Genomic DNA, 23,446 nt, shown 5'->3' with positions numbered 1-23,446 from the left:
TAATTACACTTTATTCTTATAAGAAAGGCCTTTTATGTTGAGATTTTTTTTAATGTTTTTTTGTGCTTTAAATCTTTTTGCTATTACGCCAAAAGATACGATCGTTATAGCAGTGGAAAATGAGCCAGAGCGTATAAATCCGCTTTTTAGTGAAGATCATGATGTGGCAATTGCTCTTGTGTTTTCAGGACTTACACGCTTTGATGAAAATATGAGCTTAGCGCCTGATCTTGCTAGATCTTGGAAAGTTAGTAAAGATGGGCTTGTTTATGAATTTATTTTAAGAGATGATATATTGTGGCATGATGGGACTAAATTTAGTGCCAAAGATGTGGAATTTAGTATAAATGCTTTAAAAGATGAGAAGTTAAATTCACCCTCAAAGGTAAATTTTGACGCAGTTAAAGAAGTAAAAATCATTGATGATTATCATTTGTCCATCACACTTTCAAAGCCTTTTCCTGCATTTTTAGACGCTTTGAGTGTGGGAATTTTACCAAAACATTTACTTGAAAAAGAAAATTTAAATACTACTAAATTTAATCAAATGCCTATAGGAACAGGACCATATAAGCTAAAACAATGGAAAAAAGGTCAATACATGATCTTAGAAGCAAATGAAAATTATCATTTAGCTAAGGTAAAAACACCAAAACTCATACTAAAACATATTAAAGATCCAAGTATTAGCGCTATTGAGCTTAAAAATGGTTCTATTGATGTAGCTTTAGTCGATTTTGCTCTAGCTTCAAATTTTGCAAATGATAAAAACTTTAAAATGCTTATAGAGCCTTCGGCTGATTATCGTGCTTTGATGTTTAATTTTAATCATGAGTTTTTAAAAGATCAAAATGTGCGTTTAGCACTAAATTATGCTATCGATAAGAAAGCTATTGTGGATTCTCTTTTGCATTCTTTTGGAAAAGTAGCAAATCATCCTTTGGAAAAATCATGGGCAAATCCTAAAGAATTTGCAACTTATACTTATGATGTAAAAAAAGCAAATGAGCTTTTAGCAAAAGCAGGCTTTGTGAAAAACAAAAATGGAATTTTAGAAAAAAATGGCAAAGAATTTAGCTTTGAAATGTATGCTATGAGTGAAGATCCACTAAGAATAGCTTTGGTAAATATCTTACAAAGTGAGTTTTTAAAGCTTGGTATTAAGGCAAAGGCAGTTGCTAAGCCGAGTGGAAGTTTTGACTATACTAAGATTGACAGCTTTTTGGTAGGTTGGGGTAGTCCTTATGATCCTGATTTTCATACCTTTAGAGTTTTTGAAAGCTCTCAAGATAGTGCTTTAAACTCTAGTGGATGGAATTTTGGTCATTATCAAAATGCTAAAGTTGATGAAGCTCTGATAAAAGCGAGAAATTCGCTTGATGTAAATGAAAGAAAAAAATACTATAAAGAATTTATTGACGCTTTATATAAAGATCCTGCATTTTTATTTATAGCTTATATTGATTATCCTTTAGTTTTTGCTAAAAATATCCAAGGTATAAAACCTCATATTTTAGGTCATCATGGGGTAGGTTTTACTTGGAATGCTTATGAGTGGAGCAAAAATTAGTGTTAAAACTCATTTTTAAACGCCTTTTATGGGCGTTTTTTTTGATGATTTTTGCAAGTTTTTTATGTTTTGTGATGATTTATCATGCTAAAGGAAGTGTGGTTTTTGCTAGTGTGCCTCAAGGAACTAGCCTTAAAATAAAAGAAGAAATTGAGCATAATTTAAATTTAGACAAGCCTTTATTAGAGCAGTATGAAAATTGGCTTTTTAATGCCATGAAAGGCGACTTTTCCTACTCTTTAATCAGCGGAGAAAAGGTTAATGAAATTTTAAAAGAAAAACTTCCCTATACCATCATACTAGGAAGTTTGGCTTTTTTGGTGCTTTTTGTGTTATCTTTGGTTTTAGCGCTTTTTTGCGTTCTTTATAAAGATAGTTTTTTGGATAAAATTATTACCTTTTCAACGATGAGTTTTTTTGCATTGCCTGCTTTTTCTTTATCGCTAATGCTTATTTTAGTTTTTGCTGTATTTTTTAAGCTTTTTCCAAGTTCGGCTATTGCTGATATTGGCTTTGAAGATGATATATTTAATCGTTTATGGCATTTGTTTTTACCAGTATGTGCTTTAGTGCTTTCACATTTAGCTGTTTTTGTGCGTTTTATAAGGACAAGTTTGATTGATAGTTTAAATCAGGGCTTTATAGAAAGTGCTTTTGCAAGAGGGCTTAGTAAAAAAAGAATTTATTTGCATTTTGTATTAAAAGATGCTTTTGCTTCTATACTCGCGTATTTTGGTGCTTCCTTTGTGAGTTTTTTAATGGGAACTTATATAGTAGAAAGTGTGTTTTCTTATGAGGGTGTTGGAAATTTAGTGATTAAAAGTATATTGTTTAAAGACTATCCTGTGGTGTTAGCTGTGGTAATTTTTAGCATTTTAGTGGTAGTGCTTGTAAATTTGATCGTAGAGATAATTTGCAAGATGATTAATCCAAGGTTTGCTAATGCGTAAGTTTTATGTGATGATGATTTTACTAAGTTTTATTTTAGCGCTTTTTGTACCTTTAATAAGTTCTTATGATCCTAATTTAGTGGATTTAAGCAAGGCTAAAATAGCCCCAAATTTAAGTCATATTTTTGGCACAGATTTACTTGGTAGAGATATTTTTACGCGTATTTTATATGCCTTGCGTGTTTCTTTATTTGTAGGGGTAATGGCGGCATTTTTTAGCGTGCTTTTTGCTTGTGTTTATGTGTTTTTAACAAGATTTTTTGCTTATGCTTTTTTCGCTAGAGTGCTTGATATGCTTTTGGCTTTACCTTCTTTACTTGTGATTATGTTTTTTCAAAGTTTTTTGGCAGGATCTTTGTGGAGTATGATTTTTATCATCGCTTTGGGGCATTTTGCTTTTGTGGCAAAAGTACTTGATACTCAGCTTAATAAATTTCAAAAACTTGAGTTTTATCAAAATGCTATCATTCTAGGCTCTAGTAAGATGAAAGCTTTATTTAGTGAGCTTTTACCTGCTTGTTGGAATTTGCTTTTTGTGCTTTTTGTTTTAAATATTGCTCATGCTATTACAAGTGAAGCTACTTTAAGCTTTTTTGGCTTGGGTGTAGAGCTTTGGACTCCAAGTTTAGGAAATATGTTAAATGAAGCAAGTAAGGCTGTGTTTTTAGGATTTTGGTGGATGATAGTTTTTCCAGTAGCCTTTATACTTATGCTTATCCTACCTTTGCTTGCTTTGGGTAATGACTTACAAGAAGAGATTAAAGCATGATAGAAATTGCAAATTTAAATCTTAGCTTTAAAGATAAGATCTTATTAAAAGATATAAATCTTAATTTAGAAGATGGTAAAGCTTTGACTATCATGGGTAAAAGTGGAGCGGGAAAAAGCTTGCTTTTAAAAAGCATGATTAAGCTCTTTGATAAACACTATAAGCTTAATGCACAAAAATTTAGGATAGATCAAAAAGATATTTTAATTTTAAAAGAAAAAGAATTAAATATTTTAAGAACTAAGGTAAATTTACTTTTTCAAGATGTTTATGGGAGTTTTTATCCTCTTGTTGATATAGGGAGTTATTTTAATATAGTTTTAAAAACTCATACTAATTTAAGCACAAAAGAGATTAAAGAAAAGGCCTTTTATTATTTTGAGTGTTTAGGGCTTAAAAATCATGATCTTTTATGGCATTCTTTTATATATCAGCTAAGTGGTGGTATGGCAAGACGCATTCAAATAGCTCTAGCTTTACTAAGCGAGGCTAAGTATTTATTGTGTGATGAGATTACAAGCTCACTTGATAGAGCTAATGAAGAAAAAATCATCGCTATTTTAAAAGAGTTAAAAACACAATTTAAAAATCTCATTTTCATTACTCATGATATAAATTTAGCTAAAGAGCTTTGTGATGAGGTGGCTATCATAGAAGATAAAACTTTGATTTATCAAATGCCCGTGAAAGAGTTTTTAAGCAATCCAAAAGGTGTTTTTGCTAAAGAATTGTTAAATTATTTTGAGAATGAGAATGTTTTTAGAAGTTAAAAATTTAAGCAAATCTTATAAATTTAAAAAACATTGGTATTTAAAGGAAGAGGAAATTTTTGTTTTTAAAGATGTGAGTTTTTCTTTAAATCAAAATGAAAATTTATTGCTTTGTGGGGAAAGTGGTAGCGGTAAAAGCACTTTGGCTAAAATTCTTTGTATGCTTGAACGCGCAAATACTGGAGAAGTTTTGTTTGAAAATGAAAATATATTAAATTTAGATTTTAACGCTCAAAGAAAATTACGCCAAAAAATTCAATATGTTTTCCAAGATCAAAAGCTAGCCTTAAATCCTTACAAAAGAACTAAAAGACTTTTACTTGATGTATATGAAAATTTTAAACTTAAGCCTGATTTTGAAGAGCTTTTTAAGCTTTTTGATGTTTTTGAACTTGAAAAAGATATTTTAAATTTAAAACCTTCTAAATTAAGTGGCGGTCAAAGCCAAAGATTAGGTTTGATTAGAGCTTTGCTTTTAAAACCAAAATTGCTTATTTTAGATGAAATCACAGCAGCACTTGATATACCAACTACTTGTAAAATTCTAAATTATTTATATGCTTTTCAAAAAAAATACGATATTACTTATATTTTTATTTCTCATCAGGAAAAAATCTTACAAGATATTTGTCATAAAAAAATGTATTTATAAAAAGATAAAAACTGTTTCATTTTGAAATACATAAAAATTTATTTTTTTGATAATAAGTTTTTATATAGCTAAATTGAAGTAAAATAAATTTAATTATGCTTAAATAAAAGGTTTATTATGACGCACGCAACTATGGAGCATCAATACTTTGGCATCTTTGCAATGCTTGTTATTGCAAGTGTTATATTTTTTACTTTGGTGTATATTTCTTCTAAAATAGGCTCTAAGCTAGCCTCTCATAATAGAAAAAAACTTGGACTAGGAATTTATGAGTGCGGGCCTATGGCTTCTAAACAAGCAAATAAAATCAATTCTCAATTTTTTGTTTTTGCATTGATTTTTATTTTGCTTGATATTGAAGTGGTGTTTTTATTTCCTTGGGCGGTGATTTTTAAAGATTTAACCGCAGAACTTTCAAAATATGGCTTATCTTTATTCGCCTTAGTGGAAGTGTTTGTTTTTATTTTATTACTTGCAGTAGGCTTTTTATATGCTTATAAAAAAGGAGCATTTGCATGGCAGAGTATCAAAAAATGAGTAATGCGCCAGTTGTTTTAACTACGGTTGATAAGTTAGTGCAATGGGGTAGAAGTAATTCTTTATGGGCACTATCTTATGGACTTGCCTGTTGTGCTATTGAAATGATGGCAGCAGGTGGTGCAAGATATGATTTTGATAGATTTGGAACAATTTTTAGAGCAAGTCCAAGACAATCTGAAGTAATGATTATAGCGGGTACTTTAAGTAAAAAACATGCTGAATTTACAAGAAGACTTTATGATCAAATGCCTGATCCTAAATGGGTTATTTCTATGGGTTCTTGTGCAAATACCGGCGGTATGTTTAATACCTATTCTACTGTCCAAGGAGTGGATAGGATTATTCCTGTTGATATTTATGTACCAGGCTGTGCCCCGCGTCCTGAAACTTTTCAATTTGCTTTGATGATTTTGCAAAAAAGAATTCGTAAAGAAAAAGCAAGCAGAAAAATAGCTCCAAAAAGGCTTATATGATGAGAAAATATAGCGATAAGAAAAATGCTCAACTAAAAAATTATTATGAGGATAGATTTTACCATGCACCTATAACTAAAAAATTAAGCACAGAGGGTAGTGTTTTTGAGAGTGATCATCAAATTTTAAGTCAAGAATTTGAGTTAAAAAATTCTTTTATAGAGCTTGATTTTTGGGTGATTGAGATAAACAAAGATGATAATGTTGCTATTCTTGATAAGCTTAAGAATTTAGGTTATAGCTGTTTTACTGACGCAAGTGCGATTGATTTTGTCGCTCAAAAACAGGGTTTTGAAGTATATTATCAGCTTTTAAATATGGAGAAAAATTTAAGAGTGAGAATAAAAACTTTCGTTGGTTTAAAAGAAAGGCTTCAAAGTGTTATGAGCGTTTTTAAGGGTGCTAATTGGTGTGAGAGAGAAATATATGATATGTTTGGAATTTTCATCATCAATCATCCGAACTTAAAAAGACTTTTAATGCCTGATGATTGGTATGGACATCCTTTTTTAAAAAGCTATCCTTTGCATGGTGATGAATTTGCTAAGTGGTATGAGATAGATAAAATTTTTGGAAAAGAATACCGCGAGGTTGTAGGTGAAGAAAATAGAGATCCAGGTTTTGTAGATGAAAAAGACACGCTAAACTTTAGTAGAATTTATCATGAGGTTGGTAAAGGCGAAGCTCCAAGAGAGGATAAATACCTACAAGAATATCAAGAAGAAGGTGGCGTGCCTTTTGTGAAAAAAGCCAAAAGAACGCAAGTAAAAATTTTAGATAAGAGAAGATAAAATGCAAATTTCTACTAAATTAAAACCTTATTATGAAAATATAAGCTTTGAGCGTGAAGATGGCACCATGATAGTAAATCTTGGCCCTCAACATCCAAGTGCTCATGGAAATTTACGCCTTATTTTAGAGCTTGATGGAGAAGAAATCACCAAGGCTGCTCCTTGTATAGGTTATATGCATCGTGGTATGGAAAAAATGGCTGAAAATATGATCTATCAAGAGTTTATCCCAACTACTGATAGAATGGATTATATCGCAGCTAGTGCAAATAATTATGCCTATGTAGCTACTGTGGAAAAACTTTGTGGTTTGGAAATTCCACGCAGAGCAAGTGTGATAAGGATGATTTTACTTGAGTTAAACCGTATTACTTCGCATTTGTTATGGCTTGCTACACATGCGCTTGATATTGGTGCGATGACAGTATTTTTATACTGCTTTAGAGAGCGTGAGTATGTGCTTGATCTAATAGAAAAATATTGCGGGGCAAGACTTACGCATTCATCTATGAGAATAGGTGGGGTAATGCTTGATTTACCTGAAGGTTTTTTAGATGAACTTTTGGTATTTTGTAATAAATTTCCAAATGATATAAAAGATTATGAAGCTTTGCTTGATGATAATAGAATTTGGCGTGCAAGAACTGAAAATGTAGGAGTTGTAAGCAAAGAACAAGCACTAAGTTGGGGTTGTAGTGGGGTTATGCTAAGAGGAAGTGGTATTGCTTATGATGTTAGAAAAGAAGAGCCTTATTTGCTTTATGATGAGGTAGATTTTGGCGTGCCTGTGGCCAAAATGGGTGATTCTTATGCAAGATATAAGGTTTATATGCAAGAATTTAGAGAAAGTTTAAAAATTTTAGTTCAATGTGCTAAGCTTTATCAAGATACTCCGCCTGAAATTTTATGCAATCATCCTGAGTATGTAAGTGCTTCAAAAGAGCAAATCATGACGCAAAATTATTCTCTTATGCAACATTTTGTCCTAGTAACCCAAGGTTTAAAACCACCAAAAGGAGAGGCGTATGTGCCAACTGAAAGTCCAAAAGGCGAACTTGGATTTTTTATCCACTCAGATGGTAGCGGTAGGCCATATAGATTAAGAGCTAGAACCCCAAGCTTTTTTCATTGTGCATTTTTAGAAGAAATGCTTGTTGGATCATATTTGGCTGATGCAGTGGCAATTTTAGGAAGTATTAATATAGTTTTAGGCGAGATAGACCGATGAGACGCGTGGATTTAAGAAAAAGTCAAGATTTGTTTAAGGATTTAGAGCAAATCATTCAAAATGCTTATATGGGTGAAGTTTTAGTAGTTTTATTTGAAATAGGAGATTTTTCTAGTGTAGAAAAAAGTTTTGCTTTCATAAAAGAGCAAAATTGTGAACTTTTAAATTCTTTAAAATTTAATCAAGTAGATTGGACTATAGTTTTTAAAAAGGTAGGACAATGAAATTAGCAAAATATCAAGAAGGTTTAAATGCTTTGTGTTTTGTGGATTTGCTTTCTTTAAAAAATCCTTCACTTTGCGCTAAGCTTAACAAAAGTAAAAATTATAATATTTCTTGTTTAGAGGATAAAAATTTAAAAGCAAACTTTTATAAATGTGAGATTGCAAGTGCGCCTTTTGTGCTTGCTTTGCTTTGTAAGATGAGCTTGGAGACTGAATTTAACGAATTTGATGAGGGGTATTTAAGCGCTGAATCTTGCTTTGGTGAAGAAGAAGCTTTAGAGATTTTAGAGTTTTTAAAAGAAGCAAAATGTATTATTTTTGATGAAAATTTATATCAACATAAAGATTTTGAAAATATTAAGTATTTTTTAGAAAAACTTTGTCATAAATTTAATCTTTTGCTAATTTGCTCTAATGAAAATGAAGAAAATTTATCAATACAAAATTCTTTTAGTGAGCTTTTAGAACTTGATAATTTTGATGGAACTATCATCATGCAAGCACCTTTAGGGGATAAAAATTTGCATTGTTCTTCATCTTTTGCTTTAATTGCTAAGGTTAAGGATGGGGATAAAATTAATTTAAAAATAAACACTCAAGAATTTACAACTATAGTAAAAATCAATCATGATTTGAAAGGCACGGTGGCTTTGTTTGATTATGAAAGCGCTGATTTTGCTTTTTCAAAAGCTCAAGTTAAGGTTATAAAATGAAAGTTATCATTAATGGTATAGAATGTGAGGCAAATGAGGGTGAGTATATCTTAAATGTCGCAAGAAAAAATGATATTTTCATTCCCGCAATTTGTTATTTAAATGGCTGTTCTCCAACACTTGCTTGTCGTATGTGTATGGTAGAAGCTGATGGTAAAAAGGTTTATTCTTGTAATACTAAAGTTAAAGAAGGTATGGTAGTAGAAAGTGATTTGCCAAATTTATGGGATGAGCGTAATGCTATCATGCAAGCATATTGCATTAATCATCCTTTGCAATGTGGAGTATGTGATAAATCCGGTGAATGTGAGCTTCAAAACTTTACACATAAAGCAAGAGTAAATGTGCAAAATTATTGGATCAAAGATACCCATAAAGAGCATAAAAAATGGGGTGAGATTAATTATGATCCGGCTTTATGTATCGTGTGTGAAAGATGTATCACAGTTTGTAAAGATAAAATAGGAGAAAGCGCTTTAAAAACTACTCCAAGAGGAGCAAGCGCACCTGATACAAGCTTTAAAGAAAGTATGAGTAAAGATGCGCTAGCTATTTGGACTAAATTTCAAAAGAGTTTAATTGCACCAAGTGGTGGCGATATACTTGATTGTTCTTTTTGTGGAGAATGTACAAGTGTATGCCCAACGGGAGCTTTGGTAGGTTCGGCTTTTCAATATACATCTAATGCTTGGGAGTTAAAGAAAATTCCAGCTAGTAATCCACATTCAAGTGATTGTGAGTTGATGTATTATGATATTAAACAAACTAGTATTAATAATCAAAAAGAAAAAATTTATAGAGTGAGCAATGATTTTGCTTTTGCTACGCTAAATAAAGCTGCAAGATATGGTTTTAATACTCAAAATGAAGTTCAAGGTAAAGACGAAAAAGCTTTTGAAAAATTAGTAAATATGATAAAAAATGATGAAATAAAAAATATTTTATTTAATAGTTTTATTACTAACGAAGAAGCTTTAATCTTGCAAAATTTAAGTAAAAAATTTAATCTTAATCTTATAAATCATGAAGCTAAAAAATTCCAAGATTTCCTAGCTTGTTTTTATCAAAATGCAAATGCAATGTATAATGCAAATACAGACGATATCACTCAAAGTGATTTTTTAATCATCGTAGGTTCATTTTTACGCTATGATGCGCCAACGCTAGGATATAAAGTTAATAACGCTTTGGTAATGAATAAAGGTGCAGGGCTATATTTTCACCCTATAAAAGATAAAGGTGTGGATAAATATTCTAAAAATTTCTTGCAGATTAATCATGATATTAAAGATAATGAAAGTATTTTATTATTTATCTTGCAAAAATTTGCCAAAGAGCTTCCGCAGGATTTTAAAAACACATTAGAAAATGCGTATTATCAAGATACAAAAGAAATAGAAGAAACTATTAATGAAGAAGTTACTGAAAAGATAGAAAAGCAAAATGAAAACGGCGAAACTATTATAGAAGAAGTTAAAAAACTTGTGCCTAAAAAAATTAAAAAAAGCATAGAGGTACAAAGATCAAATTATGCGAAAAATCTTGGCATAGATGAGGATATTTTAGAGACTTTACTCGCAAAAAAGCAAAAATTTACACTTATTATAGGAAGTGATTTTTATTATGATGAGCAAAGTGCCAAGCTAGCAAAACTTTGTGCTTTGGTACAAAAATATACTGAATTTAAAGTCTTTTTAAATCCAACTTGCACTAATACCTTAGGTGTGAGTTTGATTTGTGATTTAAGTCAAGATTTTCAAGTAGGAAAAACATTAGGTTATAACGAAAAAGGCGATTTTGCTTTTTCTTATGATGGGCATTTTGATCTTGCAAGTTCTAGTTTAAATCAACAAGAAGGTAGCTTTGTAAATTATGATAAAAGATTAGTTCCTACAAATGCGGCTTTAGAATTTAAAGGTTATTTTTTAAATGATTTTGCAAATGCCTTAGGTTTTGATGAAGAATTTACGATCAACTATACTAAATTTTTACCACAAAATAAAGGCTTTAGGGTAATTGACTTTGATGAGTTAGAAAATCATTATGATAATGGTGGGGTAAATCATAGAGGTTATGAGCTTGATTTTTCCCATTTTGAGTTTGAAAAAACATTAAGCATTCAAGAAGTTAAAGAGCAAAATGAAGGAAATTTAACCTTATATTATGCAAATAGCATTCATCAGTTTTCAAAGCTTAGTAATAGAGCTTTTAATGAGGTTGGAGCTTTATTTTTATCGTCTGATTTAATGCAAAAATTTGATTTAAACCAAGATGATAGTGTTATTTTAAAAAATGAAAAAACTCAAATTGCTATAAGTGTAAAATGTGATGAATCTTTAGAAAATGGTGCGTATTTAGGGGATTATGATAGTAAGATTGATTATAAATCTTTATTTGATAATACTCGATATGTAAAAGTTTGGCTTGAAAAAGCAGGAGCTAAAATATGAGTGATATTACTTTTTTTATTGTAGAAACAATTATAAAATGCGTGCTTGTTATAGCTATTTTTGCTACTTTAGCAGGCTTGGCAACTTATCTTGAAAGAAAGGCTTTGGCTTTATTTCATCGTCGTTTAGGACCTGATATGGTAGGCCCTTTTGGCTTGCTTCAAGTAGTTGCTGATATGATTAAACTTTTTACTAAAGAGGATATAGTGCCAACTTATGCTCAAAAAGTGGTATTTTTAATTGCTCCATTGATTGCAGCAATTTGTGCTTTTGTAGCAATTGCAGCTATACCTATTTTTCCTGAATTTACTTTATTTGGTAGAGTGATTCGTCCTATTATCGCTGATATTAATGTGGCCTTGCTTTTTGTTGTAGGTATGGGTGGAGTTAGTTTTTATGCGATTTTTTTAGGAGGTTTAGCAAGTAATAATAAATGGTCGTTGCTAGGCGGGGCAAGAGGGCTTGTTTCTATTATTTCTTATGAGAGCGTTGCAGGGCTTTCTTTGGTGTGTGTTGTAATGCTTGTTGGATCTTTGTCTTTAGTAGATATTAATAACTATCAAAGTGATGGCATACTTTCTTGGCTTATTTTTAAACAACCTTTAGCTTTTATTTTATTTGTGATAGCTATTTTTATAGAAACTAATAGAACTCCACTTTGTTTAAGTGAAAACGAAACCGAACTTGTTTCAGGTTATGGCACTGAATATAGCGGACTTAGATGGGGTATGTTTTTTATCGGAGAATATACAGCCATGATTACCGGAGCGATTATGATATCGCTTTTATTTTTGGGTGGATTTAATGATTTTTGGATTATACCAGGGGCTATTATGATGCTTTTGAAAGTGTCTTTTGTGTTCTTTTGGTATTTTTGGGCTAGAGGTGCTTTTCCGCAACTGCGTCCTGATCAAGTAATGAGAATGTGTTATTTGATTTTAATACCTTTAGCGGTTTTAAATTTATTAATTAGTGCTTTAGTGCTTGTGATATAGGAAAAAACAATGAAAAAAGGTTATTTTAAAGTAGATTTTGAGCGTAAAAATCCTCAAAATACTTATGAAAAATTCATACAAGTAATCAAGCGTTCTTTAAATACGGAGCTTTTTGTAGGTTTATTTGTCGTATTAAGAGAAATGTTTAAAAAAAACAATAGCGCAACGATTAAATATCCTATGGAAAAAGTTGCTTTAGATGATAGATATCGTGCAGTTCATCGTTTGATGCGTTTTATTGAAAGTGAAAATGAATGTTGTATTGGTTGTGGCTTGTGTGAAAAAATTTGCATTAGTAATTGTATAAGAATGGAAACGAGTTTAAGCGAAGATGGACGCAAAAAGGTCGAAAATTATAGTATTAATTTAGGGCGTTGTATTTATTGTGGATTTTGCGCTGATGTTTGTCCTGAACTTGCCATTGTGCATGGTAAAGAATATGAAAATGCCGCAGAGCAAAGATCTTATTTTGGTCAAAAGGAAGATTTTTTAACCCCTATCGATGAGCTTAAAAATCAAGTGGTGTTTGAAGGAAGTGGTAGTTTAAGAAAAGATGCTGATGATTTAGTAAAGAAAACTCCAAATTATTATGAGATAGATTTGCAAAGACAGCAAGATGCTCCAAAGGAAGAAAATGTTTGAAACGATAGCTTTTTGTTTATTAAGTGTTTTGGTGTTGGGATTTTTTTTAATTAGTGTTTTAAGCACTAGCGTGCTTTATGCTATCAGTTCTTTGGCTGTGGCTATGGTTTTTTTAAGTGGATTTTATTTTTTACTTAATGCTGAATTTATTGGAGCAATTCAAATAATTGTTTACAGTGGAGCTATTTTAGGTCTTTATAGTTTTGCTATGATGTTTTTTGATGCTTCTACAAAAGTAAAAGAAAGTTTAAAAGGTAAAAGAATCTTCATTTTTGCTGTGATTTTTAGTGCTGTTTTATTAGTTAGTATTATTATGGGATATGAGTTTGGTTTAAATGAAACTAGTGAAGTTTATAGTCTCGATTCTACTCAGCAAATAGGCTTTGCTCTATTTACAAAATATATGCTTGCTTTTGAATTTATGGCAATTTTACTTTTAATAGCTTTAATTTGTGCTATAGCACTTACTCAAAAAAATGTAAAAAAGGACGAACAATGATGTTAGAAAAATACTACATTGTGGCTATTTTGATGTTTATCATTGGTCTAATAGGTATCATAAAACGCCAAAATTTAATTATGCTTTTTATTTCAAGTGAAATTTTATTAAATGCTGCTAATTTGGCTTTAGTTACAGCAGGAGCTTCTCATAAAGACATAGAAGGTCAAATTTTTGCTTTATTTGTAATGGGAGTTGCAGCTTGTGAAGTAGCTGTTGGGATAGCGCTTTGTGTTTTATGGTATAGAAAAACAGGAACACTAGAGCTTAGCTCTTTAGCTGAAAAAGGAGAGATAAAATGCAAAATTTAGCTTTAATTGCACTTTTTTCTCCTTTGGCCTCAGCTGTTATTTTAGGTATTTTTGCTTTTAGTACTAAGAAAATTATTTTAGGTTATTTAGCTTCTTTATTTATGGCTTTTTCAGCTCTTGCTTCAATTGTTTTATTAAATAATGGAGTACATTTTAATTTTGAACTTGGTACTTGGATATCTTTAGTAGATGTTAGTTTTGGTTTTAAAATAGACTCTATTACTTTGATTATGATGAATGTGGTAAGTATAGTAGCGACTTTTGTGCATTTATATAGTATATTTTATATGGAGCATGATGAAGGGTTTAATCGCTATTTTAGCTATTTGGGACTTTTTGTTTTTTCTATGATGTTTTTGATTATGAGTGATAATTTCTTAGGACTTTTCATAGGTTGGGAAGGTGTTGGACTTTGCTCATGGCTTTTGATAGGTTTTTGGTATCATAATAAAAAATACACTTTTGCTGCTAATGAAGCATTTATCATGAATAGAATTGCAGATTTGGCTTTGCTTTTAGGAATTTTCTTAATTTATATAGAATTTAACTCTTTAAAATATGATGAATTTTTTACCCTTTTATCTTTAGGGCATGAAAATGATGTGATTTTGATTTTAATAGCACTTTTACTTTTTGTAGGTGCTATGGGTAAATCAGCACAATTTCCTTTCCATACTTGGCTTGCTGATGCTATGGCAGGACCTACGCCAGTTTCAGCTCTAATCCATGCTGCTACTATGGTTACTGCGGGAGTTTATTTGGTAATTCGCGCAGGGGAGCTTTATTTACAAGTTCCTGAAGTAGGGTATTTTATCGCTATACTTGGAGCTTTTGTAGCGCTTTTTGCTGCTTCTATGGCTATGGTAGCTAAAGATTTAAAAAGAATTATTGCATATTCGACGCTTTCTCAACTTGGGTATATGTTTGTAGCAGCAGGTCTTGGAGCTTATACAATAGCTTTATTTCATCTTGCAACTCATGCATTTTTTAAATCTTTATTATTCTTAGGTGCGGGTAATGTTATGCATGCTATGAATGATAAGCTTGACATTAGTAAAATGGGTGGACTTTATAAAAGTATGCGTTTTAGTGCTATTTTAATGCTTATAGGTTCTTTAGCTTTAGCAGGAATTTATCCTTTTGCAGGATTTTTCTCTAAAGATTTAATTTTAGGATTTTCTTTTATAAGCCATCATCATGGAATTTTTTTAGTACTTTTAATAGCAGCTTTTATGACAGCTTTTTATAGCTTTAGACTTTTAATGCTTGTATTTTTTACTCCAAAAAGACATGAAGAACATCCCCATGAAGCTAGTAAAATAGCTTTGCTTGCGATGAGTCCTTTGGCTTTACTTGCTATTATAGCAGGATTTTTTGAGCATAGCTTTATGGATTTTGTAAGTAAAAATTTAGCTTTTATTGATGGTCAAAATTCTTTAGTTATGATACTTGCAAGTGTTTCTGCGGTACTTGGAGTGCTTTTAGCTATCATAGCTTATTGGAAAAATTGGTTTAAACCATCACTTTCTAAAACAAGTATTTACAAACTTTTGTTTAATGAATACTACATACCAAAATTTTATCATCAATTTATTGTTAGTAAGTATGCTTTATTTTGTGAATTTTTAAGAAAAGCTGATAAAGAAATTTTAGATGCTTTGGTAGATAGTATTGCATTTTTCCTTAAAACATTTGCTAGGGTTCTTAGTATGGGTAAGGATTATTCTTTGGCTTTAAGAATTGTAGTTTTGGCTTTTGTGTGTTTATTTTGTTTAGCTTTGGCGGTGTAATATGCTTGGTTTATTAATGTTATTTCCATTTTTTGCAGCTTTTATAGCTTTATTTTTACAAAAAGAAGATAGCAAGTCCTTTGCTGTTTTAGTTAGTTTTTTGATTTTAGTTTTTAATGTTTTTTTGTTATTTAACTACGATGGTGGCATGGCTTATGAATTTAGTTTAAATTCTTTGATAGTTAATTTTCACATAGGTGTAGATGCTATAGCGCTTTATTTAATATTACTTTGTTCTATTATGATTTTTTTATCTTTTATATGTTTGGATATTCAAGATAAAAGTGTTGTAATAAGTATATTTTTATTACATTTTTGCATTGTAGGACTTTTTGCTTCATTGGATGCTTTATTGTTTTATGTATTTTGGGAGTTTTCTCTTATACCGCTTATTTATTTAATAGGTAGATATTCAGATAATTATAAGGCAGGGATTAAATTTTTCATTTATGCATTTTGCGGTTCTATGCTTATGCTTTTAGCTATTATTTATGTGGGATTTTTGTATTATCAAAGTTTTGGATATTGGAGTTTTGATTTGTTAGCTTGGTATAAGAGTGAATTTTTTATACCTGAGAATGCACAAAATCTAATATTTGTAGGATTTTTTATTGCTTTTGCGATTAAAAGTCCTTTATTTCCTTTTCATACTTGGGCTCCAAAGGTTTATACCAAAAGTCCGACTTTAGTATCTGTAATGCTTGTAAGCTTTAAAATGGCGCCTTTTGGGTTTTTAAGATTTATTTTGCCTTTAGCGCCTGATACTTTGAATCATTATTATTCTTTACTTGCTATTTTATGTATAGTTGGAATTTTATATGCAGCCTTAATTGCTTTTAAAGCCAAGGATTTAAAAGAATTAATTGCTTATAGCTCAATTTCGCATTTGGGTGTGGTAATTTTAGGTATCGTAACTTTTACTTATAATGGGGTTAGTGGTTCTGTATTTTATATGTTTGCACATGGTATAGTAACAGGTGGCTTATTTTTAGCCGCTTATATGCTTTACAAAAGATATCATACTTTTGATTTAGACTTTTATAAAAATTTAGCTAAAACAGCCCCATTATTTAGCTTTTTCTTTGCAGTATTGTTGTTTTCATCTATTTCATTACCTTTGACTATTTCCTTTGTAGGTGAGTTTTTGATCTTGCAAGGTGTGGCAAGTGTAAATTTATGGTATGCATTATTTGCAGGCGGTGTAATCGTTTTAGGAGCTATTTATATGCTAAATATTTATAGAAATATGTTTTTTACTACTTGCGAAGAAGAAGTGTGCAGTAAATTTATGCTTAAAAAAGGTGAAATTTTTGTTTTAAGTATTTTAAGTGCATTAGTGATTTATTTAGGGGTAGCTCCAAGTGCTATGCTAGATCAAATTGCTTCTAATGTAAATAGTATTCTTGAAGTTATGCAAACAAGAAATATCGCCATAGAAAATCAAAAAATCATAGATAGTATAAGAGGTTTTTAATGAGTGGTTTTAGTTTAGAAAAATTAAATTTTGTATTATTATTTCCTGTGTTGTCATTGCTTTTTTGGGCTATTGCATTACTTTTATTGAGTGCGTTTAAAAAACTTTCTAGAAATTTTTATATAGGAGCAAGTGTTATAGCTTTGCTTAGCACTTTGTGTTTTTTATTGCTTTATAATGGTTTTGTTTTAGATGATTCTCATGCTTTTTTTGGTTTATTTGTAAGCGATAATTATGCAATTTTTGCACAAATAATTATTTTGTTTTTTTCTATGCTTTATTTGCTTATAGACAAAGATGAGCAAAGAGCAGAATTTTTTTCTTTATTTTTGTTTATGGTTGCTTCCTTAATATTAATGGTTTCAAGTACTAATTTGATTGTGATTTTCCTAGCTTTAGAAGGATCTTCTTTAGCTCTTTATACATTAATAGCATTAAGAGGAACTCATAATGCTATTAGTTCTAGCATAAAATATTTTGCCTTAGCTGCAGTAGGGGCTGGATTTTTTGTTTTTGCTTGTGCTTTTGTGTATTTAAAAACAAAGTCTTTGGATTTGGATAATTTATTGCATTCTGAATATATTTCAGATCCTGTATTATTATGTGCTGGAGTGATGTTTTTGGTTATTGTTGGAGTAAAACTTTCTATCGCTCCTTTTCATTTTTGGCTAAAAGATGTATATTGTGGAGTTCATACAAATTTTATAGCTTTCATATCTATTGTTCCAAAAATTGCTATGATAATAGTAGTTTTAAGAATTTTTTCTGCTTTAGGCGGTGGAGTAAAATTTGAATATATAGTCGCATCGTTAGCAATTTTTTCTATGCTTGCTGTAAGCATAGTAGCTTTAATTCAAAAAGATGCAAAAAAAATGCTTGCATATAGCTCTATTACTCATTCTTCTTTTATATTGGCTGTTATTGTTTCTAGTATGAGTGTGAGTTCTCAAGGAGATGGGACTTCTTACCTGCTTTCAATTTTTGCCTTGTTCGTTTATTGGGTTTCTTTTGCTTTTGCAAACTATGGAATTTTTTTAATCTTAAGTTTATTTCAAAAAAGCTCATTTGAAAGTTTTTCTGGCTTATTTGATCAAAGACCCGTATTATCTATAATATTAGCTATGTTTATTTTATGTATAGCAGGAATTCCACCTTTTGGGATTTTTTGGGGTAAAATTTTAATTTTAGCTTCTATTTTAAATTCAGGCTATTATGTGCTTATATTTGCTATAGCTTTAAGTTCCATGATCATGCTTTATGCTTATTTGAAAATTTTAATTTATATCTTTTTTAAAAAAAGTCAATCTATAAAGAGTATAAATTTAGATATTAAGCAAAAGATTATTTTAAGTTTATGTTTTATCGGAAGCTTATCATGTGCGTTTTTGCTTTTGTGAAATAATATTGCTATAATCACGCTCATGATAAGGATTTTATTTTTATTATTATTAAGCATAAATTATATATTTTCTTTTGAGGTTATTGTTAATAAAGGGGAAGAACAAAATCGTCCCTTTACACTTTTGCATTTAAAAGATAATAAAGATTTTACTTGCAAGAGTATTTTTGAATTTGAAAAAACTCATTTTGAGTGTAATGTTTTGGGCGTTAGTAATATGCAATTTCAAAATAAAGAATTTGATGATTTTACAATTTATTTTGAAAAACACCAAACTTTTTTGACAATTAAAATATATCCTAAAATTTTAGCTAAAATGTTTAATTATTCTCAAGATATTTTTAATGCTAAAGAAATTCAAAGTCAAAATGGAGATACTTCTAAACATTTTGTGTTTATTTTTACTAAGGATTTAAGGTATTATAAACCTAGCGATGGACTTGATTTTGATATTTATTTTGATGATGCATTAATGCCTTATATTGGAGCATTGGATTTAAATTCTAATCCTATGGAAACTTCAAAAAGTGCAGATTTTAATGCATATTTTAATATCAAACAAGAATATGAAGCCAAAAAATACGATCAAGTTTTACGAGATGCTGTTAATGCTATTAAGCGTTATCAAGGTAGTGTATTTATGAATGAATTTGAGCTTTATAAATTAAGAGCGCAAAATAAGCTTTATACCTATGAGCTTGATAAAGATCAACAAATTTTAGAGCAAATGCTAGATGATGCTAAAAGATGGGTGAGAACTTATATTAATGATAAAGATTATACGGAAGTAATGTATATCATGATGAGAGTTTATATGGGCTTATCTCAAAGGTCTAATGTTGATTATATTATTGATACTTTAAGTACTGAGCATAAAGACGATAAATATACTATAATAGCTTTACTTGATTATGCAGATTATTTATATCATTTGGGTAAAAAAAATATAGCAAATAATATTTATCAAGATGTATATTATTCTACTCCGAATGCAGATTTAGCTAGTAGAGCTGCTTTATTTTTGTCTAAAAATTATTTAGAAGCGCAAAATACAAAAGAAGCCAAGGAGTTAGCAAGTAAAATTTTAGAGTCAAATCCTGAATTTTTTATGAGTGATTTAGAAAATTCTTTATCCTTAGCTAAGGCTTTTAGTAATCATAGAATTTATGATTTAAGTTCTAAAATTTATGAGTATATTTTTACGCATTTGACTAAAGTCGATAAAGAATATGAAAGAGTATTAAAAGATCTTTCTTTGGCTTTGTTAAATGCAAATGAGCATACTAAAGCTCAAAAGTATTTAGATCTTTACACAGAAGATTTTCCTTTGGGTGAATATGTGAGTTTAATAAAAGAAGCTCAAGATAAAAATTTCTTATATTTAAAAGATAATAATGCAAGTTTTTTGCATCAAAGATATGAAGAGATCATGCAAAAGTATGCTGGAGAAATTTCTAGTATGGCTTTATTTGATAATGTGAGATTATATTTTCAAGAAAAAAATTATGAAAAAGTTGTAAGTTATCAAAAAGACATAGAAAAATATTCCAACAAAGAAATCAAAAATCTTTTAGAACAAGCTGCTATCTTAGTTTTAGAACAAAATTTAAAAAATGATGAGTGCTTAGCTGCTGTTAAAATATATGATGATTTTAAGGTATATGATGTGGGAAATAAAATACAAAATAAAAAACAAATGCTTGAATGCTTTAAGCGTACTACTCGTATAGAAGAAGCTAAAAAATATATAGTGGAAAATGAAAATGATGATATTATTTTTTATAAACTCCAAAGTGCAGATTTGGCGCTTAAAGATAAGCGTTATCGTTTTGTTGTAAAAACAATTAATGATATTTTAAATACAAGAACTATTATTAGCGATGATGAAAAATTTGAAGCAAATTATATTAAATTTTTTGCTGAACTTAAATTGCAAGATTATAATGCTATGATAAGAACTTTGCAAAAACTAGAGCAATTTCCTATGAATTATCGTATGGTGGAATTATATTATGAGTTTTTGCGTTATTGTGAAAAAAATAATTTTCTAACAAGTATTTTAACTTATGCTCCAAAGGCTATTGATTATCAAAATTTAAAAGGAGTAAATCTTTTTAGTCCGGATTTAGAATTTATCTATATCAAAGCCTTAAAACAAAACAATCAAGCTCAACAAGCCTTAACTTTGTTTAAAGATTTGCTTGCTAATCCTTTAAAAGACGATGAGCGCGCAAGAGCTTTTTATATGCAAAGTAATATTTATGAAGATTTAAAAGATGTACAAAATCAAAAGCAAAGTTTGCAAAATTGTATAGATATTAACACAACAAGCAATTGGCAAAATTTATGTAAAGATAAATTAAATGTCTTAAACACTCAGCCTTGATGTTTTTTTAAAATATAAGCTTTTAAATTTTCATAAGCGTTTTGAAAATCTAAAATTTCTTTGTTGAATTTTTTATTAAAAGTTCTTTGTCTTTTGGCAAGTTGTCTTGTGTGAATGATGATGAGTTCTTCAAGCTCGTTTAAATTTATTTTTTTATCTAAAAAATCTTTACATTCTTTTAAGCCTATGGAATTTAGTGCTTTTAAATGATGATCATAGTTACTATATAGCATTTTAGCTTCATCTATTAAACCCTCATCAAGCATATTTTTAGTGCGTTTAATAATGCGTTTTTCCAAAAGATCTTTTTGCCAAGAAATTTCAAAAATATCAAGTTTTTTAATTAAAGCTTCTTGTTTTGTTTCTTTTAAAACTTCGCTTGGGATTTTATTAGTTTGCTCATAAATTCCAAGCCATTTTTTTAAGCGATAGGTGTCGTTTTTTTCTATTTTGGCATGTGGATCAGTTTTTATCATTAAATGATAAATTTCATCATTACCTAGCGTGCTTTGACTTTCTTTGAAATTTTCACTCAAGCCATCCATTAAAGCTTTTAAATAAAAACTAGTTCCACCTGTAATAATTAACATTTGATTGTTTTTTTGAGCAAAGGCTTTTGCTTTTTTGTATTCTTCAAAAAATAAAGCAATGTTAAAATGCTCATTGACATTTAATAAATTTATGCCAAAATAATCAAGCTCATCTAAGGTTTTTTGCTCTGTTTTGGCTGAAGCGATGTTGATTTGTTTATACACGCAAAGACTATCAAGGCTTAAAATGCTTGCATTAAATTCATAAGCTAGTTTGTTAGCAAGTTCTGTTTTGCCACTTGCAGTAGTTCCAATAAGAGCAAATTCAAAAAACATCGTAAAAATATCCTAAATTTAAAATTATTTTAGTAAAATCATAACAAAAATATACTATAAAGAGAAAAAATGCCTTTATTAAAAGAAAAATTAAAAGATATTTTGGACTTGATTGTTTTTAAGCATTCTATTTTTGCTTTACCATTTTTGTTTGTTTCTATGATTGTAGCTTCTGTTATTTTAAATGATAGCACTTGGTTTGGTTTTAAAGCTTTGTTTTTGGGTGTTATTTGCGCGGTAAGTGCAAGAAATTTTGCAATGGCAATCAATCGTTTGATGGATGAAGACATTGATAAAAACAATCCAAGATGTGCAAATAGACCTAATATCGATGGTCGTATAGGTAAAACTAGCATTTTACTTTTTATTATTTTAAATGCTATTATTTTTGTTTTGGCAAGTTATTTTATCAACAAACTAGCCTTTGCTCTTTCTTTGCCGGTATTGTTTATTTTAGCTATTTATTCAGCCTTTAAAAGATTTTCATCCCTAGCGCATTTAGTATTAGGATTTTGCTTAGGACTTGCTCCTATTGCAGGCAGTATTGTGGTTTTGGGAAGTATTGAAATTTATAGTGTTATTTTGTGTTTGGGTGTTACTTTTTGGACAGCTGGTTTTGATTTACTTTATGCTTTGCAAGATATGGAGTATGATAAAAAGACAGGCTTGCACTCTATACCTGCTAAATTTGGGCTTGAAGCAACCTTGTTCATCTCAGCATTTTGTCATGTTTTAGCAGTGCTTTTTTGGTTTTTATTTGTTTGGGTAGCTCCAACAGGAAATATTGCATTTTTAGGTGTGATTGTTAGTGCTGTTATTTTATTTTTTGAGCACCGCATTGTTAGAAAGAATTTTGCAAAAATTGACAAAGCATTTTTTACTTTAAATGGGTATTTAAGTATAGTGTTTTTTATTTTTATATGGGTTGATCTTTTATGGAGATGAAATTTTTTAAAAGCTCTTTGGAATTAGAATTTGAAGAGAGCAAAGAAAGATATGAAGAGTTTTTGCAAGAATATGTTTCAAGTAATAATTATGTCAATTTAAGCAAATGGAAAAAGCTTGCTTCAAGGGTAGAATTTAGCGAGGGCGAGCAGTTGATTTTTGATTTGCTTATGGATTTAAAGCAAGAATTGTATTTGATAAAAAATGATATTAATAAAACAAAATTATTTGTTAATTTAAAATATAAATCTTTTGTGATTGGGGTAAATTTTACACATATTCAATTTAAAGATAGGTGTTTAATGCAAGATGAAGATTATTATGCTAGATTTAATTTAAATGGTCAAAAAATTAGTATTTTTTTTAAAGCATTAAATGAGAATGAAGCAAAAATCACGCAAATAAAAGCAGAAGATGAGCTCGTGTATGATAATTTTGTAGCAAATATGCAAAGAGCAATGATTAAAATTTTAAAGGAGCAAGAAAATGGATAGTGATTTATTATTGTGGCTAGTTGTAGCTTTATTAATTTTTGCTATGTTTGCTTATATGATGATTAAAGAAAAAGAAAGTATTGTTAAGATCAATGAGCTTGGTAAAATGATAGAAGATTTAAATAAACAATATCATTATTTAAAAAAAGAAAGTTTAGATGAGCAAGAGCAAGAAAAAGAAGAAATAGACACTGAAGCCATAAGAGAAGAATTAAAAGAAGAACTTTTGCAGGTGCTAGAACAAAAAATCAATCAAAATATTATTCCTATTTTAAGTGCTTTAAAAGAAGTAGAGGAAGTAATTGAAGAATTTCAAAGTGAGCAAAAAAATCGTTTATTAAATTTAGAACAAAAAACCCAAAGTATTACAAAATTAAGCCCAAGCTATGATAATGAAGAGCAAAAAGTTATCGAACTTTTTAATCAAAAAAAATCCATAGGGCAAATTGCCAAAGATTTGCGTATAGGTATGGGCAGGGTTGAGCTTATTTTAAAATTTAATAAATTATTATAAA

General features: G+C 29.7%; 24 protein-coding genes. 23 read left to right on the top strand and 1 reads right to left on the bottom strand.

Annotated elements, in window-relative coordinates:
• Nucleotides 1–34: 34 nt before the first annotated feature.
• The 20 genes from CAMP5063_RS01535 (at nucleotide 35) to CAMP5063_RS01440 (ending at nucleotide 20,626) form a co-directional block, all read left to right on the top strand.
• The gene (locus CAMP5063_RS01535; RefSeq protein ID WP_337194673.1) at nucleotides 35–1,570 is read left to right on the top strand and encodes an ABC transporter substrate-binding protein; all 1,536 of its coding nucleotides are present in this window, start codon (nucleotides 35–37) and stop codon (nucleotides 1,568–1,570) included.
• 11 nt (nucleotides 1,571–1,581) lie between these two features.
• Nucleotides 1,582–2,520, top strand: coding sequence for an ABC transporter permease (locus CAMP5063_RS01530; protein WP_337194679.1), 939 nt, complete (start codon nucleotides 1,582–1,584; stop codon nucleotides 2,518–2,520).
• Nucleotides 2,513–3,289, top strand: coding sequence for an ABC transporter permease (locus tag CAMP5063_RS01525; protein ID WP_263661959.1), 777 nt, complete (start codon nucleotides 2,513–2,515; stop codon nucleotides 3,287–3,289). The genes CAMP5063_RS01530 and CAMP5063_RS01525 overlap by 8 nt, the downstream gene beginning before the upstream one ends.
• Complete coding sequence (locus CAMP5063_RS01520; protein WP_337194672.1) at nucleotides 3,286–4,059, top strand: ATP-binding cassette domain-containing protein; 774 nt, start codon at nucleotides 3,286–3,288, stop codon at nucleotides 4,057–4,059. Before CAMP5063_RS01525 ends, CAMP5063_RS01520 begins: the two co-directional genes overlap by 4 nt.
• Nucleotides 4,043–4,711 (top strand): ATP-binding cassette domain-containing protein, encoded by a 669-nt coding sequence (locus CAMP5063_RS01515; RefSeq protein WP_337194671.1) that lies wholly within the window; start codon nucleotides 4,043–4,045, stop codon nucleotides 4,709–4,711. Before CAMP5063_RS01520 ends, CAMP5063_RS01515 begins: the two co-directional genes overlap by 17 nt.
• 117 nt (nucleotides 4,712–4,828) lie before the next feature.
• The gene (locus CAMP5063_RS01510; RefSeq protein WP_337194670.1) at nucleotides 4,829–5,248 is read left to right on the top strand and encodes an NAD(P)H-quinone oxidoreductase subunit 3; all 420 of its coding nucleotides are present in this window, start codon (nucleotides 4,829–4,831) and stop codon (nucleotides 5,246–5,248) included.
• On the top strand, nucleotides 5,227–5,724 hold the full coding sequence (locus CAMP5063_RS01505; RefSeq protein WP_039619352.1) for a NuoB/complex I 20 kDa subunit family protein: 498 nt from the start codon (nucleotides 5,227–5,229) through the stop codon (nucleotides 5,722–5,724). Before CAMP5063_RS01510 ends, CAMP5063_RS01505 begins: the two co-directional genes overlap by 22 nt.
• The gene (locus CAMP5063_RS01500; RefSeq protein ID WP_263728670.1) at nucleotides 5,724–6,515 is read left to right on the top strand and encodes an NADH-quinone oxidoreductase subunit C; all 792 of its coding nucleotides are present in this window, start codon (nucleotides 5,724–5,726) and stop codon (nucleotides 6,513–6,515) included. Before CAMP5063_RS01505 ends, CAMP5063_RS01500 begins: the two co-directional genes overlap by 1 nt.
• 1 nt (nucleotide 6,516) lies before the next feature.
• On the top strand, nucleotides 6,517–7,743 hold the full coding sequence (nuoD, locus tag CAMP5063_RS01495) for an NADH dehydrogenase (quinone) subunit D (protein ID WP_337194669.1): 1,227 nt from the start codon (nucleotides 6,517–6,519) through the stop codon (nucleotides 7,741–7,743).
• A complete protein-coding gene (locus CAMP5063_RS01490) occupies nucleotides 7,740–7,967 on the top strand; it encodes an NADH-ubiquinone oxidoreductase subunit E family protein (RefSeq protein ID WP_263661514.1) in 228 nt (75 codons plus the stop codon). Before nuoD ends, CAMP5063_RS01490 begins: the two co-directional genes overlap by 4 nt.
• On the top strand, nucleotides 7,964–8,680 hold the full coding sequence (locus CAMP5063_RS01485) for a hypothetical protein (protein WP_337194668.1): 717 nt from the start codon (nucleotides 7,964–7,966) through the stop codon (nucleotides 8,678–8,680). Before CAMP5063_RS01490 ends, CAMP5063_RS01485 begins: the two co-directional genes overlap by 4 nt.
• Nucleotides 8,677–11,130 (top strand): NADH-quinone oxidoreductase subunit G, encoded by a 2,454-nt coding sequence (locus tag CAMP5063_RS01480; protein WP_337194667.1) that lies wholly within the window; start codon nucleotides 8,677–8,679, stop codon nucleotides 11,128–11,130. The genes CAMP5063_RS01485 and CAMP5063_RS01480 overlap by 4 nt, the downstream gene beginning before the upstream one ends.
• Nucleotides 11,127–12,125: an NADH-quinone oxidoreductase subunit NuoH gene (gene nuoH, locus CAMP5063_RS01475; protein ID WP_133319476.1), complete on the top strand. Its 999-nt coding sequence runs from the start codon at nucleotides 11,127–11,129 to the stop codon at nucleotides 12,123–12,125. Before CAMP5063_RS01480 ends, nuoH begins: the two co-directional genes overlap by 4 nt.
• A gap of 9 nt (nucleotides 12,126–12,134) precedes the next feature.
• Nucleotides 12,135–12,767, top strand: coding sequence for an NADH-quinone oxidoreductase subunit NuoI (gene nuoI / locus CAMP5063_RS01470; RefSeq protein ID WP_133319477.1), 633 nt, complete (start codon nucleotides 12,135–12,137; stop codon nucleotides 12,765–12,767).
• Nucleotides 12,760–13,266 carry an NADH-quinone oxidoreductase subunit J gene (locus tag CAMP5063_RS01465; RefSeq protein ID WP_337194666.1) on the top strand — a complete coding sequence of 169 codons (507 nt, stop codon included), beginning with the start codon at nucleotides 12,760–12,762 and terminating at the stop codon, nucleotides 13,264–13,266. Before nuoI ends, CAMP5063_RS01465 begins: the two co-directional genes overlap by 8 nt.
• Nucleotides 13,266–13,577, top strand: a complete 312-nt coding sequence (gene nuoK, locus CAMP5063_RS01460) for an NADH-quinone oxidoreductase subunit NuoK (RefSeq protein ID WP_087699810.1) — start codon at nucleotides 13,266–13,268, stop codon at nucleotides 13,575–13,577. Before CAMP5063_RS01465 ends, nuoK begins: the two co-directional genes overlap by 1 nt.
• A complete protein-coding gene (nuoL, locus tag CAMP5063_RS01455; RefSeq protein WP_337194665.1) occupies nucleotides 13,565–15,367 on the top strand; it encodes an NADH-quinone oxidoreductase subunit L in 1,803 nt (600 codons plus the stop codon). The genes nuoK and nuoL overlap by 13 nt, the downstream gene beginning before the upstream one ends.
• A gap of 1 nt (nucleotide 15,368) precedes the next feature.
• Nucleotides 15,369–16,841, top strand: a complete 1,473-nt coding sequence (locus CAMP5063_RS01450) for a complex I subunit 4 family protein (protein ID WP_337194664.1) — start codon at nucleotides 15,369–15,371, stop codon at nucleotides 16,839–16,841.
• Nucleotides 16,841–18,238 carry an NADH-quinone oxidoreductase subunit N gene (locus CAMP5063_RS01445; RefSeq protein ID WP_337194663.1) on the top strand — a complete coding sequence of 466 codons (1,398 nt, stop codon included), beginning with the start codon at nucleotides 16,841–16,843 and terminating at the stop codon, nucleotides 18,236–18,238. The genes CAMP5063_RS01450 and CAMP5063_RS01445 overlap by 1 nt, the downstream gene beginning before the upstream one ends.
• Before the next feature lie 24 nt (nucleotides 18,239–18,262).
• Nucleotides 18,263–20,626: a tetratricopeptide repeat protein gene (locus tag CAMP5063_RS01440; protein WP_220566538.1), complete on the top strand. Its 2,364-nt coding sequence runs from the start codon at nucleotides 18,263–18,265 to the stop codon at nucleotides 20,624–20,626.
• Here CAMP5063_RS01440 and miaA read toward each other — a convergent pair.
• Complete coding sequence (miaA, locus tag CAMP5063_RS01435; protein WP_337194662.1) at nucleotides 20,617–21,492, bottom strand: tRNA (adenosine(37)-N6)-dimethylallyltransferase MiaA; 876 nt, start codon at nucleotides 21,490–21,492, stop codon at nucleotides 20,617–20,619. The two genes, CAMP5063_RS01440 and miaA, sit on opposite strands and share 10 nt — an antisense overlap.
• Before the next feature lie 69 nt (nucleotides 21,493–21,561).
• Between miaA and mqnP the strand changes: the two genes are divergently transcribed.
• From mqnP to CAMP5063_RS01420, 3 genes are read left to right on the top strand one after another with little or no spacing between them, the layout of a single operon-like run.
• Nucleotides 21,562–22,437: a menaquinone biosynthesis prenyltransferase MqnP gene (gene mqnP / locus CAMP5063_RS01430; RefSeq protein ID WP_263660452.1), complete on the top strand. Its 876-nt coding sequence runs from the start codon at nucleotides 21,562–21,564 to the stop codon at nucleotides 22,435–22,437.
• On the top strand, nucleotides 22,434–22,931 hold the full coding sequence (locus CAMP5063_RS01425; protein WP_263659526.1) for a hypothetical protein: 498 nt from the start codon (nucleotides 22,434–22,436) through the stop codon (nucleotides 22,929–22,931). The genes mqnP and CAMP5063_RS01425 overlap by 4 nt, the downstream gene beginning before the upstream one ends.
• Nucleotides 22,924–23,445, top strand: a complete 522-nt coding sequence (locus tag CAMP5063_RS01420; protein WP_337194661.1) for a DUF6115 domain-containing protein — start codon at nucleotides 22,924–22,926, stop codon at nucleotides 23,443–23,445. Before CAMP5063_RS01425 ends, CAMP5063_RS01420 begins: the two co-directional genes overlap by 8 nt.
• Nucleotide 23,446: the final 1 nt, after the last annotated feature.

The sequence above is a fragment of the Campylobacter sp. RM5063 genome (assembly GCF_024723655.1).
Classification (GTDB): Bacteria; Campylobacterota; Campylobacteria; order Campylobacterales; family Campylobacteraceae; genus Campylobacter_D; species Campylobacter_D lari_D.
This window is presented reverse-complemented; position numbering and strand designations above follow the sequence as displayed.

Excerpts from the sequence above, each read along its gene's own strand:
- CAMP5063_RS01535 (WP_337194673.1), top strand. The coding sequence starts at position 35 with ATGTTGAGATTTTTTTTAATGTTTTTTTGTGCTTTAAATCTTTTTGCT.
- CAMP5063_RS01525 (WP_263661959.1), top strand. The coding sequence starts at position 2,513 with ATGCGTAAGTTTTATGTGATGATGATTTTACTAAGTTTTATTTTAGCG.
- CAMP5063_RS01520 (WP_337194672.1), top strand. The coding sequence starts at position 3,286 with ATGATAGAAATTGCAAATTTAAATCTTAGCTTTAAAGATAAGATCTTA.
- CAMP5063_RS01515 (WP_337194671.1), top strand. The coding sequence starts at position 4,043 with ATGTTTTTAGAAGTTAAAAATTTAAGCAAATCTTATAAATTTAAAAAA.
- CAMP5063_RS01510 (WP_337194670.1), top strand. The coding sequence starts at position 4,829 with ATGACGCACGCAACTATGGAGCATCAATACTTTGGCATCTTTGCAATG.
- CAMP5063_RS01505 (WP_039619352.1), top strand. The coding sequence starts at position 5,227 with ATGGCAGAGTATCAAAAAATGAGTAATGCGCCAGTTGTTTTAACTACG.
- CAMP5063_RS01500 (WP_263728670.1), top strand. The coding sequence starts at position 5,724 with ATGAGAAAATATAGCGATAAGAAAAATGCTCAACTAAAAAATTATTAT.
- nuoD (WP_337194669.1), top strand. The coding sequence starts at position 6,517 with ATGCAAATTTCTACTAAATTAAAACCTTATTATGAAAATATAAGCTTT.
- CAMP5063_RS01490 (WP_263661514.1), top strand. The coding sequence starts at position 7,740 with ATGAGACGCGTGGATTTAAGAAAAAGTCAAGATTTGTTTAAGGATTTA.
- CAMP5063_RS01485 (WP_337194668.1), top strand. The coding sequence starts at position 7,964 with ATGAAATTAGCAAAATATCAAGAAGGTTTAAATGCTTTGTGTTTTGTG.
- CAMP5063_RS01480 (WP_337194667.1), top strand. The coding sequence starts at position 8,677 with ATGAAAGTTATCATTAATGGTATAGAATGTGAGGCAAATGAGGGTGAG.
- nuoH (WP_133319476.1), top strand. The coding sequence starts at position 11,127 with ATGAGTGATATTACTTTTTTTATTGTAGAAACAATTATAAAATGCGTG.
- nuoI (WP_133319477.1), top strand. The coding sequence starts at position 12,135 with ATGAAAAAAGGTTATTTTAAAGTAGATTTTGAGCGTAAAAATCCTCAA.
- CAMP5063_RS01465 (WP_337194666.1), top strand. The coding sequence starts at position 12,760 with ATGTTTGAAACGATAGCTTTTTGTTTATTAAGTGTTTTGGTGTTGGGA.
- nuoK (WP_087699810.1), top strand. The coding sequence starts at position 13,266 with ATGTTAGAAAAATACTACATTGTGGCTATTTTGATGTTTATCATTGGT.
- nuoL (WP_337194665.1), top strand. The coding sequence starts at position 13,565 with ATGCAAAATTTAGCTTTAATTGCACTTTTTTCTCCTTTGGCCTCAGCT.
- CAMP5063_RS01450 (WP_337194664.1), top strand. The coding sequence starts at position 15,369 with ATGCTTGGTTTATTAATGTTATTTCCATTTTTTGCAGCTTTTATAGCT.
- CAMP5063_RS01445 (WP_337194663.1), top strand. The coding sequence starts at position 16,841 with ATGAGTGGTTTTAGTTTAGAAAAATTAAATTTTGTATTATTATTTCCT.
- CAMP5063_RS01440 (WP_220566538.1), top strand. The coding sequence starts at position 18,263 with ATGATAAGGATTTTATTTTTATTATTATTAAGCATAAATTATATATTT.
- miaA (WP_337194662.1), bottom strand. The coding sequence starts at position 21,492 with ATGTTTTTTGAATTTGCTCTTATTGGAACTACTGCAAGTGGCAAAACA.
- mqnP (WP_263660452.1), top strand. The coding sequence starts at position 21,562 with ATGCCTTTATTAAAAGAAAAATTAAAAGATATTTTGGACTTGATTGTT.
- CAMP5063_RS01425 (WP_263659526.1), top strand. The coding sequence starts at position 22,434 with ATGAAATTTTTTAAAAGCTCTTTGGAATTAGAATTTGAAGAGAGCAAA.
- CAMP5063_RS01420 (WP_337194661.1), top strand. The coding sequence starts at position 22,924 with ATGGATAGTGATTTATTATTGTGGCTAGTTGTAGCTTTATTAATTTTT.